This window comes from Streptomyces rubrogriseus (genome assembly GCF_027947575.1).
GTDB classification, from domain to species: domain Bacteria; phylum Actinomycetota; class Actinomycetes; order Streptomycetales; family Streptomycetaceae; genus Streptomyces; species Streptomyces rubrogriseus.
On record NZ_CP116256.1, the window covers coordinates 2,385,482 to 2,408,403 of the forward strand.

A 22,922-nucleotide genomic window follows, 5' to 3' on the forward strand; every position below is an offset into this window, starting at 1 on the left:
GGCGGTATGGTGGTGCTCCTGTCACCGAGAGGGGCGAACAAGCGATGAGTACGGCGGCCGAGACGACGGGCGGCGACATCGAGCCGTGGGAAGAGGTCACGCCCGACGCGGCCCGGCGGCTCCTGGTGGCCGCCGTGGAGGCGTTCGCCGAACGCGGGTACCACGCGACCACGACCCGGGACATCGCCGGACGGGCCGGCATGAGCCCGGCCGCGCTCTACATCCACTACAAGACCAAGGAAGAGCTGCTCCACCGGATCAGCCGCATCGGCCACACCCGGGCGGTGGCCATCCTGCGCTCCGCGGCGCAGGGCGAGGGCAGTGCGGCCGAACGACTCGCCGACGCCGTGAGCTCCTTCGTCCGCTGGCACGCCGGGCGGCGTACGACCGCGCGGGTCGTGCAGTACGAGCTGGACGCCCTCGGCCCCGAGGCCCGGGAGGAGATCCTCACCCTCCGCCGGCAGTGCGACGCCGCGGTGCGCGGCATCATCGACGACGGCGTGGCCGCGGGCGAGTTCGACGTGCCGGACGTCAAGGGCACCACGCTGGCCGTGCTGTCCCTCTGCATCGACGTGGCCCGCTGGTTCAACGTGAACGGCCCCCGTACGCCCGACGAGGTCGGCGCGCTCTACGCCGACCTCGTGCTGCGCATGGTGGGTGCCGAACCGTCCGGGGCGACGGCTCAGAGGTAGTAGCGCGAGACCGACTCGGCGACGCACACCGGCTTGTCGCCGCCCTCGCGCTCCACGGTGAAGGCGACGCTCACCTGGATCCCTCCCTTGACGTCCTCGACGCCGGTGACGGCCGCCGTGGCGCGCAGCCGCGAGCCGACCGGGACGGGGGAGGGGAAGCGGACCTTGTTGGTGCCGTAGTTGACGCCCATCTTCACGCCCTCGACCCGGATCAGCTGCGGCCCGAAGAGCGGGAGCAGCGACAGGGTCAGATAGCCGTGCGCGATGGTGCCGCCGAACGGGCCCGCGGCCGCCTTCTCCGGGTCCACGTGGATCCACTGGTGGTCGCCGGTCGCCTCGGCGAACAGGTCGATCCGCTTCTGGTCGACCTCCAGCCAGTCGGTGTACCCCAACTGCTCGCCCACCGCCGCCTTCACCTCGTCGGCGGACGTGAAGATCCTCGGCTCTGCCATGTTCCGGCCTCTCTGCTCGCTCACCCGGTGCGCTCGTTTCTAAGCGACTGCTTAGCATGGTCGCCCGTGGCGTGCCTGTCAACGGACCGGACCGGTCCGCGGGGGCGATCGGGTCGGTAGGGTTCGAGGGGTGCCTCAGATTCCAGAGAAGATCCACGAGCTCACGGTCGGCCAGCTGGCCGCCCGCAGTGGCGCCGCGGTCTCCGCCCTGCACTTCTACGAGTCAAAGGGTCTGATCAGCAGTCGTCGCACCTCTGGCAACCAGCGGCGCTTCGCCCGTGACGCGCTGCGCAGGGTCGCCTTCGTCCGTGCGGCGCAGCGGGTCGGCATCCCGCTGGCCACGATCCGCGAGGCGCTCGCCGAACTGCCCGAGGGACGTACGCCCACCGAGGACGACTGGGCCCGGCTCTCCGAGTCCTGGCGCTCCGAGCTGGACGAGCGCATCAAACAGCTCAACCGGCTGCGCGACCACCTCACCGACTGCATCGGCTGCGGCTGCCTGTCCCTGGAAACCTGCGTCCTGTCCAACCCCGACGACGCCTTCGGCGAACGCGGTGCGGGCTCCCGCCTGCTCGTGGAGCGCCGCGGCTCCACCGCCAGGGGCGACCGGGCGCCGAGCCGCGCCCGGGAACCGGAAGTGCCGTGCTGCGGCGACTGACCGCGGGGTGTCCCGGGCCCGGTCGTCAGCCGTCACCCCGGCGCGCCGCGGCCCACTCCCGCGCTTGTCCACGCCCCGTTTACCTGATTCCTGCGAGGAGGCTCCGGCGTTCACGCCGGGGGAGGAATCGCATCCGAGTATGGCGACGCGGAGCGTCGCCGAACCCTAGATACGGGCGCGGAACGCCCCTATATGGCTGCTGGCATGGCTCAAAGCGGAGCGAACGTGTGTGCCTGTGGTCGCTGGTCGGGGTGACGGTTGCGGGATCGGTGGGTGTGTGTGCGGCTGTCGTACGTATGGTCCTTCGCAGGGTTGGGGACGGCACGGTGTCGTGGCCGCGGCCGTGAAGGGGGCGGGGTGGCGCAGGTGGGGGCGGGTGAGAAGGTCGGTCACGCGCGGTACACGTACAGGTTGCGGGTGTCGTCCAGGGCTCGCGCGTCTATGGCGGCGGAGTGGGGCCGGTGCCGCTGGGTATGGAACGAGTGCGTCGCCAAGTCCAGGGCCGTGCATCTGCACAACAGGACGAGTGGTGAGAAGGCCACGTGCGGACCGGCGCAGCTGGACCGGATGCTGACCGGAGCGCGTGCGCGGACGCCGTGGCTGCGGGAGGGCTCGTCGGTTCCTCAGCAGCAGGTCATCCGCGACTTCGGCCGCTCCCGTGCCAAAGCCCAGCGGGACATCGCTGAGCGTCTGCCCGTGGCGCGCCGGGCGGGGATGCCGACGTGGAAGACCCGGCGCGAGGCGCCAGCGACCCTGAACTACACCCAGCGCGGGTTCCGGCTGAACGACGGCCGGCTGCACCTGGCGGGCGGCATCGTCCTGAACGTGGTCTGGTCACGGGAGCTGCCCGACGAGCCGTCCTCGGTACGCGTGTACCAGGACAGCCTCGGACACTGGTACGCCTCTTTCGTTGTCGCCGCCCAGGTCCAGCCCCTGCCCGCGACCGGTCGCGTCCTCGGCGTCGACTGGGGCGTGAAGGAGACCGCGACCACCACGTCCGACGCGCACGACCTGCCGCACCCCGCACACGGCGGGAAGGTGAAGGGGGAACTCACCCGGTACGACCGGATGATGGCCCGCCGCAGACCGAAGAAAGGGACGTCCGGATCGAAGGGCTACCGTGCGGCGAAGAGGCTGCGGGCGAAGGCGCACAAGAAGGTTGCCCGGCAGCGTGCGGACACCGGCCGCAAGTGGGCGAAGAGGGTCGTCCGTGACCATGACGCCGTGGCGATCGAGGACTTCCGCCCAAAGTTCCTGGCCAGGACAAACATGGCCCGCAAGGCCGCTGACGCCGCCATCGGCGCCACCAAGGCCGCTCTGATCGAGATGGGCCGCAAACACGGGCGGGACATCCGCCTGGTCCATCCCGCGTACACCACGATGGACTGCGCGCAGTGCGGAGCGAGAGCCAAGCACGCCCTGCCGCTGGGTGAACGCACCCACACCTGCACCGCGTGCGGAACCACAGCCCCACGGGACAAGAACTCCGCACGCGTCATGCTCGTCCGGGCTGGTCTCAACCCGGCTGGTGCCGATGGTGGAAGACCTCCTGGAGCGCCGCTCCAGGAGGCAGCCTGAGCCAGAAATCCCCTTCCCTTCAAGGAGGGGAGGATTCAAACACAGCTGCACCATTCCCCATGGTGCCGGGCGCCACCTACAGCGCCCGCCGGACCCGGTGCCGTACCGGCCACCGGGGGTGCGGCATCCCCGGCACACCCCCGGGGTCGGCTACGCCGACATCAGCAGCCGTCCCCGCCGGGCGTCCGCGCGCGCGTCGGGAGTGAGGACGGGTCGCGGCACCAGGATGCCGCAGTCCGAGCAGACGGGACCCGTCGAGGGCTCGTGGTCCAGGTCGTACTTCCAGACGAGGCGCTCCCCGTCGCACACCGGGCACACGGCGCCCGGCTCACGCTCCAGCGCGGAGATCAGCCGGCGCAGCACCTCCGCCAGCGGTCCGTCGGGATGGACCCGGGGGTCGTCGCACCAGGCCACCCCGAAACCGCCCCAGGTGAGCCGGTGCCAGTCGTCCACGCTCCCCGGCCTGCGCAGGCCGTCGTGCTTCTCCTTCCTGCGCCGCTCGGCGAAGGCGACCTCGTAGGCCAGCCACACCGAACGCGCCTCCTCCAGCTCCTCCAGTGCGGCCACGAGCCGCGCTGGGTCGGGGGAGCGGTCCTCGGGACCGAACCCGGCCCGGGAGCAGAGATGGTCCCAGGTCGCCCTGTGCCCATAAGGGGCGAACCGCTCAAGGCACTTGCGCAGCGAATAGCGCCGCAGCGCCAGGTCGCACCGTGGATCGCGGACCTGTCTCGCCAGACTTCGGAAACCGGCCATCGCCCTGCACCTCCGTCACACCTGCACCTGTACTTGGGTCACTTCGGCGTCGTCGTACGGACGTCGCCGAATAGACGTATCGACAACCGATTCGGCTCCATCCGATTTCCGATGCCCCCCATAAGCCGATCCACCCGCTCCCAAAAAGTGACGCATGTTCACCTTCCCACTCGGGGATACCGGCGGTAACGTCCCGCCACACCCCCGTCGGGAGGAGCTGCCATGCCACGGCGCACCCCACGCAACGCCCTCGACAGACTGAGAACTCCCCGCGGCTTCCACGGGTTCCTGAAGACCGCATCCGTATGCGCCCTCGTTGCCGGACTTTTGTCACCGCTTTCCCCGGCGATGGCCGCCGGGAACGCGACCGCCGAGGTCACGGCCGCCGAAGCGGCCCCCAACGACCACTGCGGCGGCCAGTGTTCCGACATCCTGCCGCCCGGCCAGAACGGCAACGCCACCCTCGCCCAGATCCTCCTCAACCAGGCCTTCGGCACCCAGCCCGCGCACGCCGAGGACCAGCTGGGCCCCTACGCGAACCTCGCCACCGGCTACACCGGCCTCACCAACGACAAGATCAACACGTTCTTCAACGACGCATCCTTCGGCGTCCCGGACGGCCAGGTCGCGTCCACCGTCCGCCCCGCCGGACGCGACGACGTGACCATCGTCCGCGACAAGAAGACCGGTGTGCCGCACATCACCGGCACCACCCGCTACGGCACCGAGTTCGGCGCGGGCTACGCGGCCGCCCAGGACCGGCTGTGGCTCATGGACCTCTTCCGGCACGTCGGACGCGGCCAGTTGACCCCCTTCGCGGGCGGCGCCCCCGCCAACCAGGGTCTGGAGCAGCAGTTCTGGCGCAGCGCCCCCTACACCGAGGCGGACCTGGAGGCGCAGATCGAGAGCGCCGCCGCCAAGGCCGGGGAGCGCGGCGAGCTGGCCCTGGCCGACGTGGACGCCTACGTCGCCGGTGTCAACGCCTACATCGACGCCTCCGACAAGGGCCGCTACTTCCCCGGCGAGTACGTCCTGACCGGCCACAAGAACGCGATCACCAACGCCGGCACCATCGAGCACTTCAAGCGCGCCGACCTGATCGCGCTGGCCTCCGTCATCGGCTCCCTCTTCGGCGCCGGAGGCGGCGGCGAGGTCAACAACGCGCTCTCCCTCCTCGCCGCCCAGGAGAAGTACGGCGTCGCCGAGGGCACCGAGGTCTGGGAGTCCTTCCGCCAGCGCAACGACCCCGAGGCCGTCCTCACCCAGCAGGACGGCAGCTTCCCGTACCTGCCCACCCCGGACGACCCGCAGGGCCGCGCCCTGCCCGACGCCGGGTCGGTCGAGCCGGAACCGCTGGTGTACGACCGTACGGGCAGCGCCGGGGCGGCGGGCGCGACCGGTGCCTCCGCCAAGTCCGCGGAAGCGGCGGTGACCTCGGCGCGGCGCGGCATGTCCAACGCCCTGGTCGTCAGCGGCGAGCACACCGCGAGCGGCCACCCGGTCGCCGTCTTCGGACCCCAGACCGGCTACTTCGCGCCGCAACTGCTCATGCTCCAGGAGATCCAGGGCCCCGGCATCAGCGCCCGCGGCGCCTCCTTCGCGGGCCTGAGCATGTACGTCGAACTCGGCCGCGGCCAGGACTACGCCTGGAGCGCGACCACCTCCGGCCAGGACATCATCGACACCTACGCGGTCGAGCTGTGCCAGGACGACTACCACTACCTCTACCGCGGCACCTGCACGCCCATGGAGAAGGTCGAACGGCACAACGCCTGGAAGCCCACCGTCGCCGACTCCACCGCGGCGGGCTCCTACACGATGCGCGTCTGGCGCACCAAGTACGGACCGGTCGAGTCCCGGGCCACGGTCGACGGCAAGAAGGTCGCCTACACCACCCTGCGCTCCTCCTACATGCACGAGGCCGACTCCATCATCGGCTTCCAGATGCTGAACGACCCTGACTACCTCAACAGCCCCGAGCGCTTCCAGGGTGCCGTCCAGCACATCAACTACACCTTCAACTGGTTCTACGCCGACTCCGAGCACACCGCGTACTACAACAGCGGCGACAACCCGGTGCGCGCGGGCGGCGTCGACGCCGAGTTCCCGGTCTGGGCGCGGCAGGCGTACGAGTGGCAGGGCTGGGACCCGGCCGACAACACCGCCCGGTACACCGGCGCGTCGGCCCACCCGCAGTCGGTCGACCAGGACTACTACATCTCCTGGAACAACAAGCAGGCCAGGGACTACCCGGCCGCCTCCTGGGGCAACGGCTCCGTCCACCGCGGCAACCTGCTCGACGACCGGGTGAAGAAGCTGGTCGCCGACGGCGGCGTCACGCGCACCGCGCTGGTGAAGGCCATGGGCGAAGCGGCCCTCGCCGACCTGCGGGCCGAGGACGTCCTGCCCGACCTGCTGAAGGTGGTCGAGTCCGCGCCGGTGACCGACCCGGCGGCGAAGACGGCCGTGGACCGGCTGAAGGCGTGGCGGTCCGCGGGCGGACTGCGCACCGAGACCTCGGCGGGCTCCAAGAAGTACGCCCACGCCGACGCGATCCGCACCCTGGACGCCTGGTGGCCGCTGCTGGTGAAGGCCGAGTTCGAACCCGGGCTCGGCACCGACCTGTACACCGCCTTCACCCGCAACCTGCCCGTCGACGAGTCCCCGTCCGCCGCCCACGGCCCGACCGGCGCCCACGCCGGCAGCGCCTTCCAGTACGGCTGGTGGAGCTATGTCGACAAGGACATCCGGTCCGTGCTCGGCGAGTCCGTCAAGGGCCCGCTGGCGCGTCCGTACTGCGGCGACGGCGACCTCGCCGCCTGCCGGGACTCCCTGGTCTCCACCCTGAAGGAGGCGGCGGGCCGCACGGCCGCCCAGGTCTATCCCGGCGACGACAGCTGCTCGGCGGGGGACCAGTGGTGCGCCGACTCGGTGATCCACCGCACCCTCGGCGGCATCAAGCACGGCGGCATCAGCTGGCAGAACCGGCCGACCTACCAGCAGGTCGTGGAGTTCACGTCCCACCGGTGACCGGCCGACCCACAGGTCACCTGTAGAGGAGGTACTGGCGGCGCGTCCTGCGGAACGCCGCCAGTTCCGCCTCCCAGCCGTGCACCACCTCGTCGGTGTCCGCGCCCGCGTCGATCATCGTGCGCACCCGCGTGGACCCGGTGAGCTTGTCGATCCAGTTGTCCGACCGCCAGGCGAAGCCGTCCCAGGTCCGCTTGGCGGTCACCAGGAGGGCGATTCCGGTGCGCACCGGGTCGAACGCGGCCCGGTCGTGCACGTGGAGCTGCACACCGCCGACGGTCTTGCCCTGGAACTTGGAGAAGGTGGGCGCGAAGTACGCCTCCCTGAAGCGCACTCCCGGCAGGCCGACGTCGTTCGCGGCGGCGGCCCAGCCCCCGTCGACGCCCTCGGCGCCCAGCAGTTCGAACGGGCGGGTGGTGCCGCGCCCTTCGGAGAGGTTGGTGCCCTCGAACAGGCAGGTCCCCGAGTACACCAGCGCGCACTCCGGCGTGGGCATGTTCGGGCTCGGCGGCACCCAGGGCAGCCCGGAGGCGTCGTAGAACTCCGACCGCTTCCAGCCCGTCATCGTCACCGTCTCCAGCGGCACCGGCGACGGCAGGAACTCGCCGTTGAAGAGGAGCGCCAGCTCGGCGACCGTCATGCCGTGCGCCTGCGCGATCGGCTGCCGCCCGACGAAGGTCGCGAACTCCTTGTGCAGGACCGGCCCGAGGGCCGCCCGCCCGGTCACCGGGTTCGGCCGGTCCAGGACCACGAACCGCTTCCCGGCGAGCGAGGCCGCCTCCATGCAGTCGAACAGCGTCCAGATGTACGTGTAGAAGCGCGCGCCCACGTCCTGGATGTCGAAGACGACGGTGTCCACGCCGGACGCCGTGAACACGTCGGCGAGCGGCTGCCCGCTCTTCAGGTACGTGTCGTAGACCGGCAGCCCGGTGGCGGGGTCGTCGTAGCGGCCCTCGGAGCCGCCCGCCTGCGCCGTGCCGCGGAAGCCGTGCTCGGGGCCGAAGACAGCGGTCAGGTTCACCCGGTCGTCGGCGTGCATGACGTCGACGATGTGGCGCACGTCCCGGGTGATGCCGGTCGGGTTGGTGACGACGCCGACCTTCTGTCCGTCGAGCCGGGCGTAGCCGTCGTCGACGAGGCGCTCGAAGCCGGTGCGCAGCCGGCGGCCCCCGCCCCCGTGGCCCGCGGGTGCCGCGTGGGCCGTGCCCGCCGCCGTGGCGGCGGTGGTGCCGGCCGCCACCGCGGCCGTCGTGGCGAGCAGGTTCCGTCTGGACAGCGTCATGCGGTGACCTCCGTGATCGCGGCGGGTGTCATGCGCACGCACGCTAACCCGCACTCCCCGGCGCGGGGAATGGAGTAGACCGCGGTTCGCCTCTTCCGTACGACATACCGACTGGTTAGTCTGACGCTGCAACAAGGGGCGAGCAGTGCCCGAGCCGTGCCGAAGGAGACCGATGGTGGAAGCCGTCCAGGATGCCGGAGTCGTCGTCACCGGGGCGGGAGGCGGCATCGGGGCCGCGCTGGCCCGCCGCTTCGCCGCCGAGGGAGCCAGGGTCGTCGTCAACGACCTGGACGCCGCCCGGGCGAAGGACGTCGCCGACGAGATCGGCGGCATCGCGGTCCCCGGCGACGCCTCGGCGATCGTCGCCGAGGCCCGTGCGGCACTGGGCGGCACAGTCGACGTGTACTGCGCCAACGCGGGCGTCGGGTCGGAGGGTTCGCAGGCCGCGGAGGAGGCCGTCTGGGCGCTCGCCTGGGACGTCAACGTCATGGCCCACGTGCGGGCGGCCCACGAGCTGCTCCCCGACTGGCTGGAGCGCGGCAGCGGCCGGTTCGTCTCCACCGTGTCGGCCGCCGGGCTGCTCACCATGATCGGGGCCGCCCCCTACAGCGTCACCAAGCACGGCGCGTACGCCTTCGCCGAGTGGCTGTCCCTGACCTACCGCCATCGCGGGATCAAGGTGCACGCCATCTGTCCGCAAGGGGTGCGCACCGACATGCTGGCCAGCAGCGGCAGCGCGGGCGACCTGGTCCTGCGGCCCACCGCGATCGAACCGGCGGACGTCGCGGACGCCCTGTTCCAGGGCATCGAGGAGGACCGCTTCCTGATCCTGCCGCACCCCGAGGTGGCCGGGTACTACCAGGCCCGGGCGGCCGACCCCGACCGGTGGCTGCACGGCATGAACCGGCTCCAGCGGCAGTGGGAGGAGACCACCGCCCGGTGACCCCCTCCCGGGTGCGCGCCCCGGTCCGGGCCGCCCTGCCCGACGCGCCGGGGACGGCAAGTGGGAAGATCCTCCGTCGGGAACCGCGTTCCCACAGGCATCAGGACGGACACTGAACGCACGGAACGGACAGTGCAACGGAAAGGCAGGTGACGGCAGTGCCCAGGACCACGGACGGGGACGGCACTCCGGTGCCGCAGCGGCTCCTGGCCGCCGCCACCCGGCTCTTCGCCGAGCAGGGCTACGACCGCACCTCGGTACAGGAGATCGTCGAGGCGGCGGGCGTCACCAAGGGCGCGCTCTACCACTACTTCGGCTCCAAGGACGACCTCCTGCACGAGGTGTACGCGCGCGTGCTGCGCCTCCAGCAGGAACGCCTGGACGCCTTCGCGGACGCCGACGAGCCGGTCGAGAAGCGGGTGCGGGACGCGGCGGCCGACGTCGTCGTCACGACCATCGAGAACCTCGACGACGCGTCGATCTTCTTCCGCTCCATGCACCAGCTCAGCCCGGAGAAGAACAAACAGGTGCGCGCCGAGCGCCGGCGCTACCACGAGCGCTTCCGCGCGCTGATCGAGGAGGGACAGCGGACCGGCGTCTTCACCAAGGAGATCCCGGCCGACCTGGTGGTGGACTACCACTTCGGGTCCATCCACCACCTGTCCACCTGGTACCGCCCCGACGGCCCGCTCAGCCCGCAGGAGGTCGCCGACCACCTCGCCGACCTGCTGCTGCGCGCCCTGCGCCCTTGAGGCGCCCGCCTCACAGGTACTTCTTGAGCTCCCTGCGGGCCAGCGAGCGCTGGTGCACCTCGTCGGGGCCGTCGGCGATCATCAGCGTCCGCGCGCCCGCGTACAGCTCGGCCAGCGGGAAGTCCTGACTCACACCGCCCGCGCCGTGCAGCTGGATCGCCCGGTCGATGATGTCGACCACCGCGCGGGGCGTGGCGATCTTGATGGCCTGGATCTCGGTGTGCGCGCCCCGGTTGCCGACCGTGTCCATCAGCCAGGCCGTCTTCAGCACCAGCAGCCGCAGCTGCTCGACGGTGACCCGGGCGTCCGCGATCCAGTTGTGGACCACGCCCTGCTGGGCCAGCGCCTTGCCGAAGGCGTTGCGGGACACCGCGCGGCGGCACATCAGCTCGATCGCCCGTTCGGCCATGCCGATCAGCCGCATGCAGTGGTGGATCCGGCCGGGACCGAGCCGGGCCTGGGCGATGGCGAACCCGCCGCCCTCCTCGCCGATCAGGTTCGACACCGGCACGCGCGCGTGGTCGAAGGTCACCTCGGCGTGGCCGCCGTGGTAGTGGTCCTCGTAGCCGAACACCTGCATGGCCCGGTCGACCGTCACTCCGGGCGTGTCGCGCGGCACCAGCACCATCGACTGCTGGCGGCGGATGTCCTCGCCGTCGGGGTCCGTCTTGCCCATCACGATGAAGACCTTGCAGTCCGGGTTCATCGCCCCGGAGATGTACCACTTGCGGCCCGTGACGACGTACTCGTCGCCGTCGCGCTCGATGTGCGTGGTGATGTTCGTGGCGTCGGAGGAGGCCACCTCCGGCTCCGTCATCGCGAACGCGGACCGGATCTCCCCGGCGAGCAGGGGCTCCAGCCACTGCTTGCGCTGCGCCTCGTCGGCGAACTGGGCCAGCACCTCCATGTTCCCGGTGTCCGGTGCCGCGCAGTTCGTCGCCGTCGGCGCCAGCTGCGGGCTGCGGCCGGTGATCTCGGCGAGCGGGGCGTACTGGAGGTTGGTGAGGCCGGCTCCGTGCTCGGCGTCGGGCAGGAACAGGTTCCACAGGCCCTGGCGGCGGGCCTCGGCCTTGAGGTCCTCCACGACCTGCGGGGTGTCCCACGGCGAGGCGAGGCGGGCGCGCTGCTCGTGGGCGACCTGCTCGGCCGGGTAGACGTGCTCGTCCATGAAGGCGAGCAGCCGGGCGCGGAGTTCCTCGGTGTGTGCGTCGTACGCGAAGTCCATGCGGGTCAGCCCTTCTGAAGGGTGGTCAGGCCGTGCTCGATGAAGACGGGGACCAGGTCGCCGATGCGGTCGAAGCCGCGGCCGACCGTCTGGCCCAGCGTGTAGCGGTAGTGGATGCCCTCCAGGATCACGGCGAGCTTGAACCACGCGAACGCGGTGTACCAGGCGACCGTGGTGACGTCGCGTCCCGAGCGGGCGGCGTACCGCTCGATCAGCTCGGCGGGGGCGGGGTGGCCGGGGGCCTGGGCGGTGGTGGAGACGGGGGAGTCGGGCATGCCGAGCGGGCTGCTGTACATCACCAGCAGGCCCAGGTCGGTCAGCGGGTCGCCGAGGGTGGACATCTCCCAGTCCAGGATCGCCCGGATCTCGTCGCCCTCGCCGCCGATCAGGACGTTGTCGAGGCGGTAGTCGCCGTGGACGACGGTGGGGGACGGCGAGCGGGGCAGCTCACGGCCGAGGGTGGCGTGCAACTCGTCGATGCCGGCCAGCTCGCGGTTGCGGGAGGCGTCGAGCTGCTTGGCCCAGCGGCGGAGCTGGCGGTCCAGGAAGCCGTCGGGGCGGCCGAAGTCCGCGAGGCCCACCTCGGCGGGGTCCACCGCGTGCAGTCCGACCAGCGTGTCGACGAGGTTCAGCACGGCGGCGCGGGTGCGCTCGGGGCCGAGGGGGGCGAGCTGCTCGGCGGTGCGGTACGGGGTGCCGTCCACGAACTCCATCACGTAGAACGGCGCTCCCAGCACCTCCTCGTCCTCGCACAGCAGTACCGGGCGCGGCACGGGCACGTCGGTCGGGTGCAGGGCGCTGATGACGCGGTGCTCGCGCCGCATGTCGTGCGCGGTGGCCAGGACGTGGCCGAGCGGGGGGCGTCGTACCACCCAGCGGGCGGTGCCGTCGGTGACGGCGTAGGTGAGGTTCGACCGTCCGCCCTCGATCAGCCGGCCGGACAGCGGGCCGGTCACCAGGCCGGGCCGCTCGCGGTCGAGCAGGACGCGCAAGCGGTCGAGATCGAGTCCGGGCGGGTGGTCGGGGCTCATCGGCTCTCCCTGGGACAGGTGAACAGTACCCGACACATGATGCCGACCGGTCGGTATGCCGTCCAGTGGGTGGGTGGAACGTGATCGGTGTTACGGGGGAGGGCGGGTACGGACCTCACGCACAGACCGCATGCACGGACCGCATGCACGGACCTCATGCACGGACCTCATGCCTTCACAGGACGAGGAACGCCCCGCAGACGGCGAGGGCGAGCGTGCACAGGGCCGCCGCGGCGGCGTGCGGCGGGGGGAGGGCGGGGGGTCTGGTGGCCGAGGCCAGGGTGCGGATGCGGCCGTGGGCGATCAGGAGGAAGGCCAGCCAGAGGACGCAGCACAGGGAGACGGCGAGCACCGAGAGGGCCGTCGCCCCGCCGTGCAGCGCGGCCTTCGCGGCGAGCACGGCGACGACCGTGCCGGACAGGGTGGTGCGGCGCCAGGCGAGCCGGGTGCGCTCGGGCTGGAGCCCGGGGTCGCGGCCCGGGGGTGCCGCGTCGGCCCCGCTCACGCTCAGACCTCCCAGCCGACGAGGACCACGACGACCATGACGACGGCGACCACGGCCACGACCAGGCTGAGCAGTGCCGGGAAGCGGGAGACGGGGAGGTCCTCGCCCCGGCGCATGGCGCGTTCGCAGCGCGCCCAGTGGTTCACCGCGCGCAGCGAGCACAGCACGCCCGCGGCGAGCAGCGCGAGCGCGAGGCCGACCCGCCAGCCCCAGCGCAGGTCGGGGAGGAACTGATCCACCGCGAATCCGCCGCCGATCAGGGCGAGGGCGGTACGCAGCCAGGCCAGGAACGTACGCTCGTTGGCCAGCGAGAACCGGTAGTCGGGGGTGGTTCCCTCCCGCCGCACCTCCGCAGGCACGAACCACAGCCGAACGCTCCGCACGAATCCGATCACTCGGGGACCATATCCGGCACCCACCACGGGCGCCTGCGGCGGCCTGCGCGGGTTCGGTGGGGGTGCGTGTAGCGCGGTGCGTGCGGTGGGTGGGTCGGGGTCGCGCCGGGGGGTGTCCGTCCTCGGAACGGCGCGGAATCGGTCACTTGAAGAGGCTCGGGGCGTTGACGCGCCAACCGCTGCGGGCGGACACCCCCCGACACGCCCCCTTCTCGCCGTACGCGGCTGCGGCCCGCCCTCGCTCCGCGCCCCTTCTCGCCGTACGCGGCTGCGGCCCGCCCTCGCCCTGCGCCCCTTCTCGCCGTACGCGGCTTCCCCGCCGTGTCGCCCCCGGCCGCCGCTGCGGGCCGTCGTCGCCCCCCGCCGCAGCTGCGGGCAGTCGCCGCCCCCCTGCCGTAACTGCGGGCAGTCGTGCCGCTGGGGCGGCACGGGTGGGCGCAGCGGCACCCCGCTACGCCGGGCCGCGCTCCCCCCTCGCGCCCGCACCCACCCCGGGTGCCAAGACGACGCCGGGTCAGGCGGCCACCGCATCCCGGGTCACCCCATCGGCCCCGGCCCACTCGACCCCCGCCAGGCCCGCAGCCGCGCATACGCCGACAAACCGTCCGGCACGAACTCCCATTCCCCGAGCCGTCCCTCCAGCTCCGCCTCCGGCAGGAACCCGTGCCACGCCACCTCCTCCACCTGAGGAGACACCGCCCCCGCCACCCGCACCTCGTACACCGCCGACCACCACGTCCGCCCGGCCCCGTCGTCGTACAGGAACCTGAACAGGAACTCCGGGCGCGGCAGTCCGCTCACCCCCAGTTCCTCCTCCGCCTCCCGCAGCGCCGCGTCGTCGTAGGACTCGCCCGCGCCGACCACCCCGCCGACGAACATGTCGTACAGCGCGGGAAACACCAGCTTCGTCGCCGTGCGGCGGTGGACGAAGACACGCCCCTCGGGGTCCCGGGCCCACACGAACACGCACCGGTGCCGCAGCCCCCGCGCGTACGCGTCGCCGCGCCGGGCCTGCCCGACGACGCGGTCGTTCTCGTCGACGATGTCGAGGATCTCGTCAGCAGAGCTCATGCGCCCATCCAAGCAGCAGACGCCGCAGGCCTCAGCTCCGCTCCAGCGCCCGTTCGCGCCCACTCTCGCCCGTGCCCTGCGGCATCGCCGGGTGCAGGCCCAGCAGGACGATGCCCGCCACGACCGCCGCGAGGCCGCTCGCCTGCCAGGCGAGCGCCCCGGCGTCGGTGCGCAGCCGGTCGCCGAGGAAGCCCACCCCGCAGGCGATGCCCGCGAGCGGCTGGGCCGCCGTCAGCGCGGGCAGCGACCTGCGGAGGGGCGCCGTCTCGAAGGCGCTCTGGACCAGGACCAGACCGGTGATCCCGAGTACCGCCACGGCGTACGGCTGCCAGCTCGTCAGCACTTCCGCGAGGCCGCCCGCCGAGAAGCGTCGGCCGCTGACCCGGGTCAGCGCGTCCTGCACCCCGTACACCAGGCCGGCGGCCAGCGCCAGGAGGGTCGGGCCCCAGGTCAGCCGCAGCCGGGCGGCGCACAGGGTGAGCAGGAGGGCCACGCCCAGCATGACGCCGACGATCAGCCAGTGCCGCAGCGGATCGGTCACCGCGCTGCCCCCGCGCGGCTCGCCCGCCAGGATGAACGCGGTCACCCCGCCCGCGAGCAGCGCCAGACCGGCCCAGCCCTGGCGGCCCAGCGGCTGCCGGGTCTGGATGCGGGAGAGGGCGAGGGCGAAGAGGAGGTTCGTCGCCAGGAGGGGTTCGACGAGGGTCAGTTCGCCGCCGCCCAGCGCTACCGCACCGAGGACCAGACCGGCCACCATCAGGCCCATGCCGGCCAGCCAGCGCGGCACCCGGACGAGGTCGAGCAGCAGGCGGGGCGAGAGGAAGTCGCCCAGCGGGGCGCGCTGGGCCGCGTTCTGCTGGAGGACGAAGCCGAACCCCAGACAGCATGCGGCGCACACGGCGAGGACCAGGACGAGAACCGACACGCTGCGTACCTCGATCGTCAGTCGGGTCACGGGGGCGTCGGGGACGACTCTAGTGCGGGCGAGCGACGGATGCCGGGCGAGTGGCGCATTCGGGGGCGGGCCCGCGGCGGGTGTCCGGGTCGGCGCCGGAGGGTCGACCGAGGGGCAAGTTCCCCTGCTGTCACGCGAGTTGACGCGTGTAACGGGCTGATTCCTCTTGACGTCAAGCATTGGCTGCCGGTTTGCTGTGCGTGATCAGTTCATGGCAATCCGGTCATGGCAGTCCGGCTACGACGACCTACCGCGTCGCGTGAGGAAGTTTCCCGCGGTGTCCCCACCCCCGCCTCCCCTCGGCCGCGGCCGCAAACGCGCGGCCCAGACCTTCGACGAGGCCCTCGACGACGCCGAACTCGTCGCCGCACGTGCCGCGTTGGCCCAGGGGCGGTGGCAGTCCGTCCGCTCCCTGCTGGTCCACACGGGTGACGACTGGGACCGCCGGGGCCACCGGGTGGCCGTTCTCGCCAAGGAGTCCCACTGCGCCCCGTGGGCCCGCGAGTGGCTGCTCGCCGAGCCCGACTCCGCCGACGCGTCGGTACTGCTCGCCCACGCCCTGGTGCACCGGGCCCTGCGCGGGAAGGAGAAGCCGGACCGGGTCCGCGAGGCGTGCCGGGCCGCCGCCGCCCTCGTGCCGGACGACCCCACGCCCTGGCTCGGGCTCCTCGTGCTGGAACGCTCCCTGGGCGCCGACGAGGACGTCGTCCGGGTCTTCGACGAGGTGCGCGGACGGTACGCCGACCACCACCACGCCCACCACTTGATGGTGGCCCGGCTCGCCGAGCGCGGCGGCGACGGCGGCCCCGACCCGCTGCACGAGGTGTACGACTTCGCCAACTGGGCCGCCGAGCAGGCGCCCGCCGACTCCCCGCTGGCCATCCTCCCGGTCGTCGCGCACGCCGAGCGCTACCGCGTGCTGGCCGCCGCGGGCCACGAGTCCCCCGACCCGCGGGCCTCGGGGCACTGGGTCGGCCGGCGCGCCCGGCTGGTGATGAAGGCGGCCTTCGACTGGTGGCTGGAGTGGGAGCAGGACGGCCATCCGCGCCGGCTGATCGACCTCAACTTCCTCGCCCACGCCAAGTCCTGCGAGGGCCGGGGCGCCGAGGCCGCCGCCCTGTTCCACCGCATCGGCGAGCACGCCACGCCGGCCCCGTGGTCGTACCCGGACCGCGACCCGTTCGCCGCCTTCCGTGCCGCCCGCGCGGGCGCGCTCGGCACGGCCTGACCCGCCCCGACGCACACCACCCACACGAAAGCCATGAGAGAGAAGGACGTCCTGCGATGACCACGGGCAGTTCGAGCACGAGCGGTTCCGCGAGCGGTGGCGCCATCAGCACCTTCAAGGGCGAGGAGCGCGCGCTGCGCGCCGACCGGCTGGGCACGGGAGGGCTGCTGCTGTCCGTGCTCGCCGCCACCGCCCCGCTGATGGTGGTCGCGGGCGTCATGCCCACCACCTTCGCGGTCATGGGCATCGTCGGGCAGCCACTGCTCTTCGTGGTGCTGGGCGTGGTGCTGATCCTGTTCAGCATCGGATACGCCGAGATGAGCCGGCACGTCCACAACGCGGGCGCCTTCTACGCCTACATCTCCCGCGGGCTCGGCGGCACCGCCGGCGCGGGCGCGGCCCTGGTCGCGCTGGTCGCCTACAACGCCCTCCAGGTCGGCATCTACGGCATCTTCGGCTTCGAGGTCTCCGGCCTGCTCGCCACCTACGCCGACCTCGACGTGGCCTGGTGGATCCCGGCCCTGCTGGCGGTGCTCGCCGTCGGCGCGCTGGGCTGGCTGAAGATCGACGTCAACGCGCGCGTACTGGGCGTACTGCTGCTCATCGAGGTCGCGCTGGTGGTGGTGTTCGACATCGCCGCCGTCACCGACCCGGGGGCCCAGGGGCTGTCGCTGCACGCCTTCAACCCGGACACCCTCAGCGGCGCCGGGGTCGGCACCGCGCTCTGCTTCTGCATCGCCGCCTTCCTCGGGTTCGAGCAGGCGCCCGTGTACGCCGAGGAGACCAGCCGGCCCCACGTGCTCGTTCCGCGTGTCATGTTCCTGGCGGTCGGCGGGGTGGCCGTCTTCTTCGCGCTCAGCAGCTGGGCCCTGACCGTGGCCACCGGCCCGGACAGGATCGTCGGCACCGCGCAGGAGCAGAGCGCCGGACTGCTGTTCTTCCTGACCGAGTCACGGCTCGGCGACACCTTCACCGACGTGCTGCACGTCCTGTTCGTCACCGGGATGTTCGCCGCGCTGCTGAGCTTCCACAACGTCGTCGCCCGCTACGCGTTCGCCATGGGGCGCGAGGGGCTGCTGCCCGCCGCCTTCGGGCGGACCAGCGGTACCAGCGGCGCGCCGGGTACCGGCTCGCTGCTCCAGACCGCCGTGTCCGCGGTCGTCGTCATCGGCTTCGCGATCGCCGACGACAAGCCGAACGGCGACCCGACCGAGCCCGTACTGCACCTGTTCACCTGGGGCGGCAACATCGGGGCCCTCGGCGTGATCGTGCTGATGGCCGCCGCCTCGTTCTCCGTCGTGGCCTTCTTCGTCCGGCGCGGCGCCGCCGGGGCCCAGGGCGCACGCCTGGTCACCTCCACCGTCGCGGGCATCGCCCTGCTGGTGATCGCCGGGTACACGGTCAAGGACTTCGACGTCCTCGTCGGCGCGGGGCCCGGCTCCGCCCTGAGCTGGGTGCTGCCCGGCATCATCGGCCTGGCCGCCGTCGCGGGCGTGGTGCAGGGCCTCGTCCTGCGCTCCCGGGCGCCCGAGCGGCACGCCCGCATCGGCCAGGGCAACGAGGCGTTCCAGCTGGACAAGGCCGCGTCCTCCTGACGCGGGTGGGGAGCGTTCCGGAACTCAGACGGCGGCCGGGGCCGCGCCGAAGTCCAGCAGCACCTTGCAGGACCGGCTCCGGTCCGCGGCCAGCTCGAACGCCGATACCGCGTCCCGCACCGGCACCACCGCACTGACCAGCGCGTCGAACGCGGGCTCGGCCGCGAGCAGGCGCAGCGCGTCGTCGAACTCGCCGTCGAAGCGGAACGCCCCGCGCAGCTCGATCTCCCGGCTCACCAGCAGGTTCCCGGCGAAGGGGCTCTGCCCCGGGGGCAGCATGCCGAGCTGGACGACCACACCGCCGCGCCGCACCAGCCGCAGGCAGGTGTCGAGGCCCGCGGCCACCCCGGAGGCCTCGACGGCGGTGTCCACCTCCACCGGCCAACCGGCGTCGTCCGGGTCGTCGGCCCGTACGAGGGTGTCGGCGCCGGCGGCCCGCGCGTACTCCAGGGCCGCGGGCAGCAGGTCCGTCACGGTCACGTGGGCCGCGCCCGCCGCCTTCGCCGCCGCGACCACCAGGCAGCCGATCGGCCCGGCACCGGTGACCAGCACGTGCCGGCCGGCCGGATCACCGGCCCGGCGTACGGCGTGCAGCGCGACGGAGAGCGGCTCCGCGAGGGCGGCGCGGCGCGGGTCCAGCCCGGCCGGGAGCGGGCGCAGCTGTCCGGCGGGGACCACGATCCGCGCCGCGAAGCCGCCCTGGACGTGCGGGAAGCGGGCAGCGCTGCCCAGGTAGCGGGTGTCCCGGCAGACATTGCGCCGCCCGTCCACGCACTCCGGGCACACCCCGCACGGGGTCGCCGGGTGCACCGCGACGGGCGTCCCGGCCGCCGGGCCCGGCGTGTCCGGGGAGCCGTACGCCACGACCGTCCCGACCACCTCGTGCCCGAGCAGCATCGGCTCCCGCAGACGGAAGTCGCCGACCCCGCCGTGCCGCCAGTAGTGCAGGTCCGAGCCGCACACCCCGCCGTAGCGCACCGCGACCAGCGCCTCGCCCGGGCCGGGCGGCGGGACCGGTACGTCCGTCACCCGCAGGTCGCCCGCCCCGTGGATCACACAGCCCGGCACGCGTTCCTCCGGGGCCCGCTCGCCGGCGCTCACAGCACGCTCGTCATTCCGCCGTCGACGTACAGGATCTGTCCGCCGACGAAGTCCGCGGCCGGCGAGGCGAGGAACAGCAGCCCGCCCACCAGGTCCTCCGTACGGCCCCAGCGGCCCGCCGGGGTGCGGCCGCGCACCCAGGTGCTGAACTCCTCGTCCTCGACGAGCGGCCGGGTCAGCTCGGTCTCGATGTACCCGGGGCCGAGCCCGTTGACCTGGACGCCGTACGGGCCCCAGTCGGCGCACATGCCCTTGGTGAGCATCTTCAGCGCGCCCTTGGTGGCCGCGTAGGGCGCGATGCCCGGGCGGACCACCTCGCTCTGCAGCGAGCAGATGTTCACGATCTTGCCGTGGCCGCGTTCCGTCATCCGGCGTGCCGCCTCCCGGCCCACCAGGAAGGCGCTGGTGAGATTGGTGTCCAGGATGCGGTGCCAGTCGGCGTCCGCGAACTCCAGCAGGGGCGCCCGCAGCTGCATCCCGGCGTTGTTGACCAGGATGTCGAGCGGGCCCACCCGCTCCTCGGCCTCCGCGATCCCGGCGGTCACGGACGGACCGTCGGTCACGTCGAACACCGCCGTGTGGACCTCGCCGGGCAGTTTGGCGGCGGCCTTCGCCAGGCGGTCGCCGTCGCGCCCGTTGAGGATCACCCGGCAGCCGGCCTCCGCGAGGCCCCGGGCCAGCGCCAGCCCGATGCCCCGGCTGGAGCCGGTCACCAGGGCGGTGCGCCCGCCGATGTCGAAGAGGGGGTGGGCCGTCATCGTCGTACTCCTGTCCTGCTGTTCCTTCCGGCTGGTGCGTGGTGCGGCTATATGACCAGGGACAACAGCAGGACCAGGGCACCGGCGACCACCGAGATGATCGTCTCCATGACGGACCAGGTCTTGATGGTCTGACCGACGTTCAGCCCGAAGTACTCCTTCACCAGCCAGAAGCCGGCGTCGTTGACGTGACTGAAGAAGAGCGAACCGGCGCCGATGGCCAGGACCAGCAGCGCGGCGTGCGTGGTCGACATGTCGGCCGCCAGCGGCGCGACCAGACCGGCCGCCGAGACGGTCGCCACCGTCGCCGAACCGGTCGCCAGCCGGATCACCACCGCGATCAGCCAGGCGAGCAGCAGCGCCGGGATCGACCAGTCCTTGGAGATGTCCAGGACCATCTGGCCCACGCCCGAGTCGATCAGCGTCTGCTTGAAGCCGCCGCCCGCGCCGACGATCAGGAGGATGCCGGCGATGGGCGCCAGCCCCTTCTCGACCAGGCCGGAGAGACGGTCCTTGCCGAACCCGGCGGGCCGCAGCAGCGTGAAGATGCCGACGAGTACCGAGACCAGCAGGGCGATCAGCGGGTTGCCGATGACGTCGAAGGTGCGCTGCACCACGTTCTCGGGGTCGTCGATGATGATGTCGACCAGGGCCTTGAGCAGCATCAGCACGACCGGCAGCAGGATCGTGGCCAGCGTGGCGCCGAAGCTCGGACGCTTGTCCAGCTGCTCGGAGGCGCGCTGCGGGATCATGCGGTCGGGGGCCGGGACGTCCACCCAGCGGGCCGCGTACTTCGAGAAGACCGGACCGGCGATGATCACGGTGGGGATCGCGATCAGCACGCCCAGCGCCAGGGTCACACCGAGGTTGGCGTCCACCGCGTCGATGGCGACCAGCGGACCGGGGTGCGGCGGGACCAGGCCGTGCATCACGGACAGACCGGCCAGCGCCGGGATGCCGATCCGCATCAGCGAGTAGTTGCCGCGCTTGGCGACCATCAGGACGACCGGGATCAGCAGCACGATGCCGACCTCGAAGAACAGCGGCAGACCGATGACCGAGGCGATCAGCACCATCGTCCACGGCATCGAACGCGGGGTCGCCTTGGCGAGGATGGTGTCCACGATCTGGTCGGCGCCGCCGGAGTCGGCGAGCATCTTGCCGAGGATCGCACCGAGGGCGATCAGGACGCCGACGCCCGCGACGGTGGAGCCGAGCCCGGCGGTGAAGCTGGTGATGACCTTGTCCAGCGGCGCACCGGCGAACGCGCCGAGCGCCAGCGACCCGATGGTCAGCGACAGGAAGGCATGCAGCTTGAACTTGGTGATGAGCAGGACGATGACGGCGATGCCCAGGAGCACGGCGATGCCCAGCTGGGCGTGGCCCGCCGAGGTGATCGGCTCGACGGGGTCCGCTGCCAGCATCTCGACGCTGAGTCTGGTCACGGTGGTTCCCTTGCGGTGATGGGGATTCGGGGGGAGTTCGGGGCCGTGCGCGCGGAGGGCGGCACGACCCCGGGGGAGGTGGGGGGTGCGGGGGTTACTGGACCGGCTCGGGAAGGTCCTTCAGGGCGTCGACCGCCCGTTCGGTGATCTCCTCGGGGGCGCCGGCGACGTCCACCGCGACTCCCGCCTCGTCCGGCTGCAGCGGCTGGAGCGTGGCGAACTGGGAGTCGAGCAGGGCCGTCGGCATGAAGTGGCCCTGCCGGTGCGACATCCGGTCCTCGATCAGCTCACGGCTGCCCGTGAGATGCACGAAGACGACACCGGGAGCGGCGGCCCGCAGCCGGTCGCGGTACGACCGCTTCAGCGCCGAACTGCTCACCACCCCACCGAGCCCGGCACGCCCGTGCGCCCAGCCGCCGATGGCGTCCAGCCAGGGCCAGCGGTCCTCGTCGGTGAGCGGGGTGCCGGCCGTCATCTTGGCGATGTTGGCCGGAGGGTGGAAGTCGTCGCCCTCGGCGTAGGGAACGCCGAGCCGGGCCGCGAGCAGGGGACCGATGGTGGTCTTCCCGGTGCCCGCGACGCCCATGACCACGACCACGTGGGGGGTGTGCAGTTGCTGCATCGCACTCTCGCTGTCTGCTGTCTTCGTCGACACCTGATGTCGACGCAACTGAAACTCATTAGTACGACAACTTCAAGAGTCTGTGACATATAAGTCTGACTTTTTGTTCCCGTGACGTGCCCCGTACGCTGAGTGCATGAGCACACCGGGCAGGGGGCTGCACGGCCGCGTACTGGACACCCTCGGCCCCGCGATCACAGCGGGCGAATACCCCGCGGGCAGCGTTCTGCGCACGGACGAACTCGCCCAGCGCTTCGAGGTCTCGCGCTCCGTGATGCGGGAAGCGGTCCGGGTGCTCGAGTCCATGCACCTCGTCGAGTCGCGCCGCCGCGTCGGCGTCACCGTCCTGCCCGAGTGCGAGTGGAACGTCTACGACCCGCAGGTCATCCGCTGGCGCCTGGCCGGCTCCGAACGCCCCCGGCAGCTGCGCTCCCTGACCGTGCTGAGGTCGGCCGTCGAACCGGTCGCGGCCGGCCTCGCCGCACGGCACGCCACCGCGGAGCAGTGCGCGGAGCTGACCGAGTGCGCGCTCGGCATGGTCGCCAACTCACGCGGTCACCGGCTCGAGGAGTACCTCTTCCACGACGTGGCCTTCCACCGCGTCATCCTCACCGCCTCCGGCAACGAGATGTTCGCCCGCCTCGGCGGCGTCGTCGCCGAGGTGCTGGCCGGCCGCACCCACCACGACGTGATGTTCGAGGACCCCGACCCGGCCGCCGTCACCCTGCACGTCCAGGTCGCCGAGGCGGTCCGCGCCCGCGACGCCGAGCGCGCGGAGCGGCTGACCCGGGAGATCACCGAGGGGGCTCTCCAGGAGCTGGACATCCTGGCGCCCTGAGCGCCGGGGCGTC

The 22,922-nt window shown here is 72.2% G+C and carries 22 protein-coding genes; 9 read left to right on the forward strand and 13 right to left on the reverse strand.

Annotated features, from left to right (window positions below; all coding sequences use genetic code 11):
- The first annotated feature begins 44 nt into the window (after positions 1–44).
- Entirely contained in the window at positions 45–692 is a 648-nt protein-coding gene (locus Sru02f_RS10530) for a TetR/AcrR family transcriptional regulator (protein ID WP_003977126.1), read from the forward strand.
- Here the strand turns inward: Sru02f_RS10530 and Sru02f_RS10535 are convergent.
- The gene (locus Sru02f_RS10535; RefSeq protein WP_109033614.1) at positions 683–1,144 is read right to left on the reverse strand and encodes a MaoC family dehydratase; all 462 of its coding nucleotides are present in this window, start codon (positions 1,142–1,144) and stop codon (positions 683–685) included. The genes Sru02f_RS10530 and Sru02f_RS10535 overlap by 10 nt on opposite strands.
- A 130-nt stretch (positions 1,145–1,274) precedes the next feature.
- On the opposite strand from Sru02f_RS10535, the gene soxR reads away from it, so the two are divergent.
- Together soxR and Sru02f_RS10545 are read left to right on the forward strand one after the other, a co-directional pair.
- The gene (gene soxR, locus Sru02f_RS10540; protein ID WP_109033615.1) at positions 1,275–1,802 is read left to right on the forward strand and encodes a redox-sensitive transcriptional activator SoxR; all 528 of its coding nucleotides are present in this window, start codon (positions 1,275–1,277) and stop codon (positions 1,800–1,802) included.
- A gap of 357 nt (positions 1,803–2,159) precedes the next feature.
- Positions 2,160–3,380 carry an RNA-guided endonuclease InsQ/TnpB family protein gene (locus Sru02f_RS10545; RefSeq protein ID WP_109033616.1) on the forward strand — a complete coding sequence of 407 codons (1,221 nt, stop codon included), beginning with the start codon at positions 2,160–2,162 and terminating at the stop codon, positions 3,378–3,380.
- A gap of 150 nt (positions 3,381–3,530) precedes the next feature.
- On the opposite strand, the gene Sru02f_RS10550 is transcribed toward Sru02f_RS10545, so the two are convergent.
- Complete coding sequence (locus tag Sru02f_RS10550; RefSeq protein ID WP_109033617.1) at positions 3,531–4,133, reverse strand: hypothetical protein; 603 nt, start codon at positions 4,131–4,133, stop codon at positions 3,531–3,533.
- A 222-nt stretch (positions 4,134–4,355) separates the two neighbouring features.
- Here Sru02f_RS10550 and Sru02f_RS10555 point away from each other — a divergent pair, with 222 nt between their 5' ends.
- Entirely contained in the window at positions 4,356–7,163 is a 2,808-nt protein-coding gene (locus Sru02f_RS10555; RefSeq protein WP_174855165.1) for a penicillin acylase family protein, read from the forward strand.
- 16 nt (positions 7,164–7,179) lie between these two features.
- Here the strand turns inward: Sru02f_RS10555 and Sru02f_RS10560 are convergent, their stop codons facing one another.
- On the reverse strand, positions 7,180–8,445 hold the full coding sequence (locus Sru02f_RS10560) for an exo-beta-N-acetylmuramidase NamZ family protein (RefSeq protein WP_174855166.1): 1,266 nt from the start codon (positions 8,443–8,445) through the stop codon (positions 7,180–7,182).
- Positions 8,446–8,617: 172 nt separating this feature from the next.
- Here Sru02f_RS10560 and Sru02f_RS10565 point away from each other — a divergent pair, with 172 nt between their 5' ends.
- Positions 8,618–9,388 (forward strand): SDR family oxidoreductase, encoded by a 771-nt coding sequence (locus tag Sru02f_RS10565; RefSeq protein WP_109033620.1) that lies wholly within the window; start codon positions 8,618–8,620, stop codon positions 9,386–9,388.
- A gap of 158 nt (positions 9,389–9,546) precedes the next feature.
- A complete protein-coding gene (locus Sru02f_RS10570; RefSeq protein WP_109033621.1) occupies positions 9,547–10,140 on the forward strand; it encodes a TetR/AcrR family transcriptional regulator in 594 nt (197 codons plus the stop codon).
- 10 nt (positions 10,141–10,150) lie between these two features.
- Here the strand turns inward: Sru02f_RS10570 and Sru02f_RS10575 are convergent, their stop codons facing one another.
- The 6 genes from Sru02f_RS10575 to Sru02f_RS10600 all read right to left on the reverse strand — a co-directional run bounded on the left by Sru02f_RS10575 (position 10,151) and on the right by Sru02f_RS10600 (position 15,292).
- The gene (locus Sru02f_RS10575) at positions 10,151–11,365 is read right to left on the reverse strand and encodes an acyl-CoA dehydrogenase (protein WP_109033622.1); all 1,215 of its coding nucleotides are present in this window, start codon (positions 11,363–11,365) and stop codon (positions 10,151–10,153) included.
- A 5-nt stretch (positions 11,366–11,370) separates the two neighbouring features.
- Positions 11,371–12,396 carry a phosphotransferase family protein gene (locus Sru02f_RS10580; protein WP_109033623.1) on the reverse strand — a complete coding sequence of 342 codons (1,026 nt, stop codon included), beginning with the start codon at positions 12,394–12,396 and terminating at the stop codon, positions 11,371–11,373.
- 175 nt (positions 12,397–12,571) lie between these two features.
- Complete coding sequence (locus Sru02f_RS10585; RefSeq protein WP_109033624.1) at positions 12,572–12,901, reverse strand: DUF202 domain-containing protein; 330 nt, start codon at positions 12,899–12,901, stop codon at positions 12,572–12,574.
- Positions 12,902–12,903: 2 nt separating this feature from the next.
- Positions 12,904–13,296, reverse strand: coding sequence for a YidH family protein (locus Sru02f_RS10590; RefSeq protein WP_109033625.1), 393 nt, complete (start codon positions 13,294–13,296; stop codon positions 12,904–12,906).
- 537 nt (positions 13,297–13,833) lie between these two features.
- Entirely contained in the window at positions 13,834–14,367 is a 534-nt protein-coding gene (locus Sru02f_RS10595; RefSeq protein ID WP_167469712.1) for an NUDIX hydrolase, read from the reverse strand.
- 31 nt (positions 14,368–14,398) lie between these two features.
- The gene (locus Sru02f_RS10600; protein ID WP_109034112.1) at positions 14,399–15,292 is read right to left on the reverse strand and encodes a DMT family transporter; all 894 of its coding nucleotides are present in this window, start codon (positions 15,290–15,292) and stop codon (positions 14,399–14,401) included.
- Between the two features lie 307 nt (positions 15,293–15,599).
- On the opposite strand from Sru02f_RS10600, the gene Sru02f_RS10605 reads away from it, so the two are divergent.
- Positions 15,600–16,550, forward strand: a complete 951-nt coding sequence (locus Sru02f_RS10605) for a tetratricopeptide repeat protein (protein WP_164272300.1) — start codon at positions 15,600–15,602, stop codon at positions 16,548–16,550.
- A 56-nt stretch (positions 16,551–16,606) separates the two neighbouring features.
- Complete coding sequence (locus Sru02f_RS10610) at positions 16,607–18,145, forward strand: APC family permease (protein ID WP_109033628.1); 1,539 nt, start codon at positions 16,607–16,609, stop codon at positions 18,143–18,145.
- Between the two features lie 24 nt (positions 18,146–18,169).
- Here Sru02f_RS10610 and Sru02f_RS10615 read toward each other — a convergent pair whose 3' ends face one another.
- The 4 genes from Sru02f_RS10615 to Sru02f_RS10630 form a co-directional block, all read right to left on the reverse strand.
- Positions 18,170–19,246 (reverse strand): L-idonate 5-dehydrogenase, encoded by a 1,077-nt coding sequence (locus Sru02f_RS10615; protein ID WP_109033629.1) that lies wholly within the window; start codon positions 19,244–19,246, stop codon positions 18,170–18,172.
- Positions 19,243–20,004, reverse strand: coding sequence for an SDR family oxidoreductase (locus Sru02f_RS10620; RefSeq protein WP_109033630.1), 762 nt, complete (start codon positions 20,002–20,004; stop codon positions 19,243–19,245). The genes Sru02f_RS10615 and Sru02f_RS10620 overlap by 4 nt, the downstream gene beginning before the upstream one ends.
- A 47-nt stretch (positions 20,005–20,051) precedes the next feature.
- Positions 20,052–21,449 carry a GntP family permease gene (locus Sru02f_RS10625; protein ID WP_109033631.1) on the reverse strand — a complete coding sequence of 466 codons (1,398 nt, stop codon included), beginning with the start codon at positions 21,447–21,449 and terminating at the stop codon, positions 20,052–20,054.
- A 94-nt stretch (positions 21,450–21,543) separates the two neighbouring features.
- Complete coding sequence (locus Sru02f_RS10630; protein ID WP_109033632.1) at positions 21,544–22,071, reverse strand: gluconokinase; 528 nt, start codon at positions 22,069–22,071, stop codon at positions 21,544–21,546.
- Between the two features lie 136 nt (positions 22,072–22,207).
- Here Sru02f_RS10630 and Sru02f_RS10635 point away from each other — a divergent pair, with 136 nt between their 5' ends.
- Positions 22,208–22,909, forward strand: coding sequence for a FadR/GntR family transcriptional regulator (locus tag Sru02f_RS10635; RefSeq protein WP_109033633.1), 702 nt, complete (start codon positions 22,208–22,210; stop codon positions 22,907–22,909).
- The last annotated feature ends 13 nt before the right edge of the window (positions 22,910–22,922 follow it).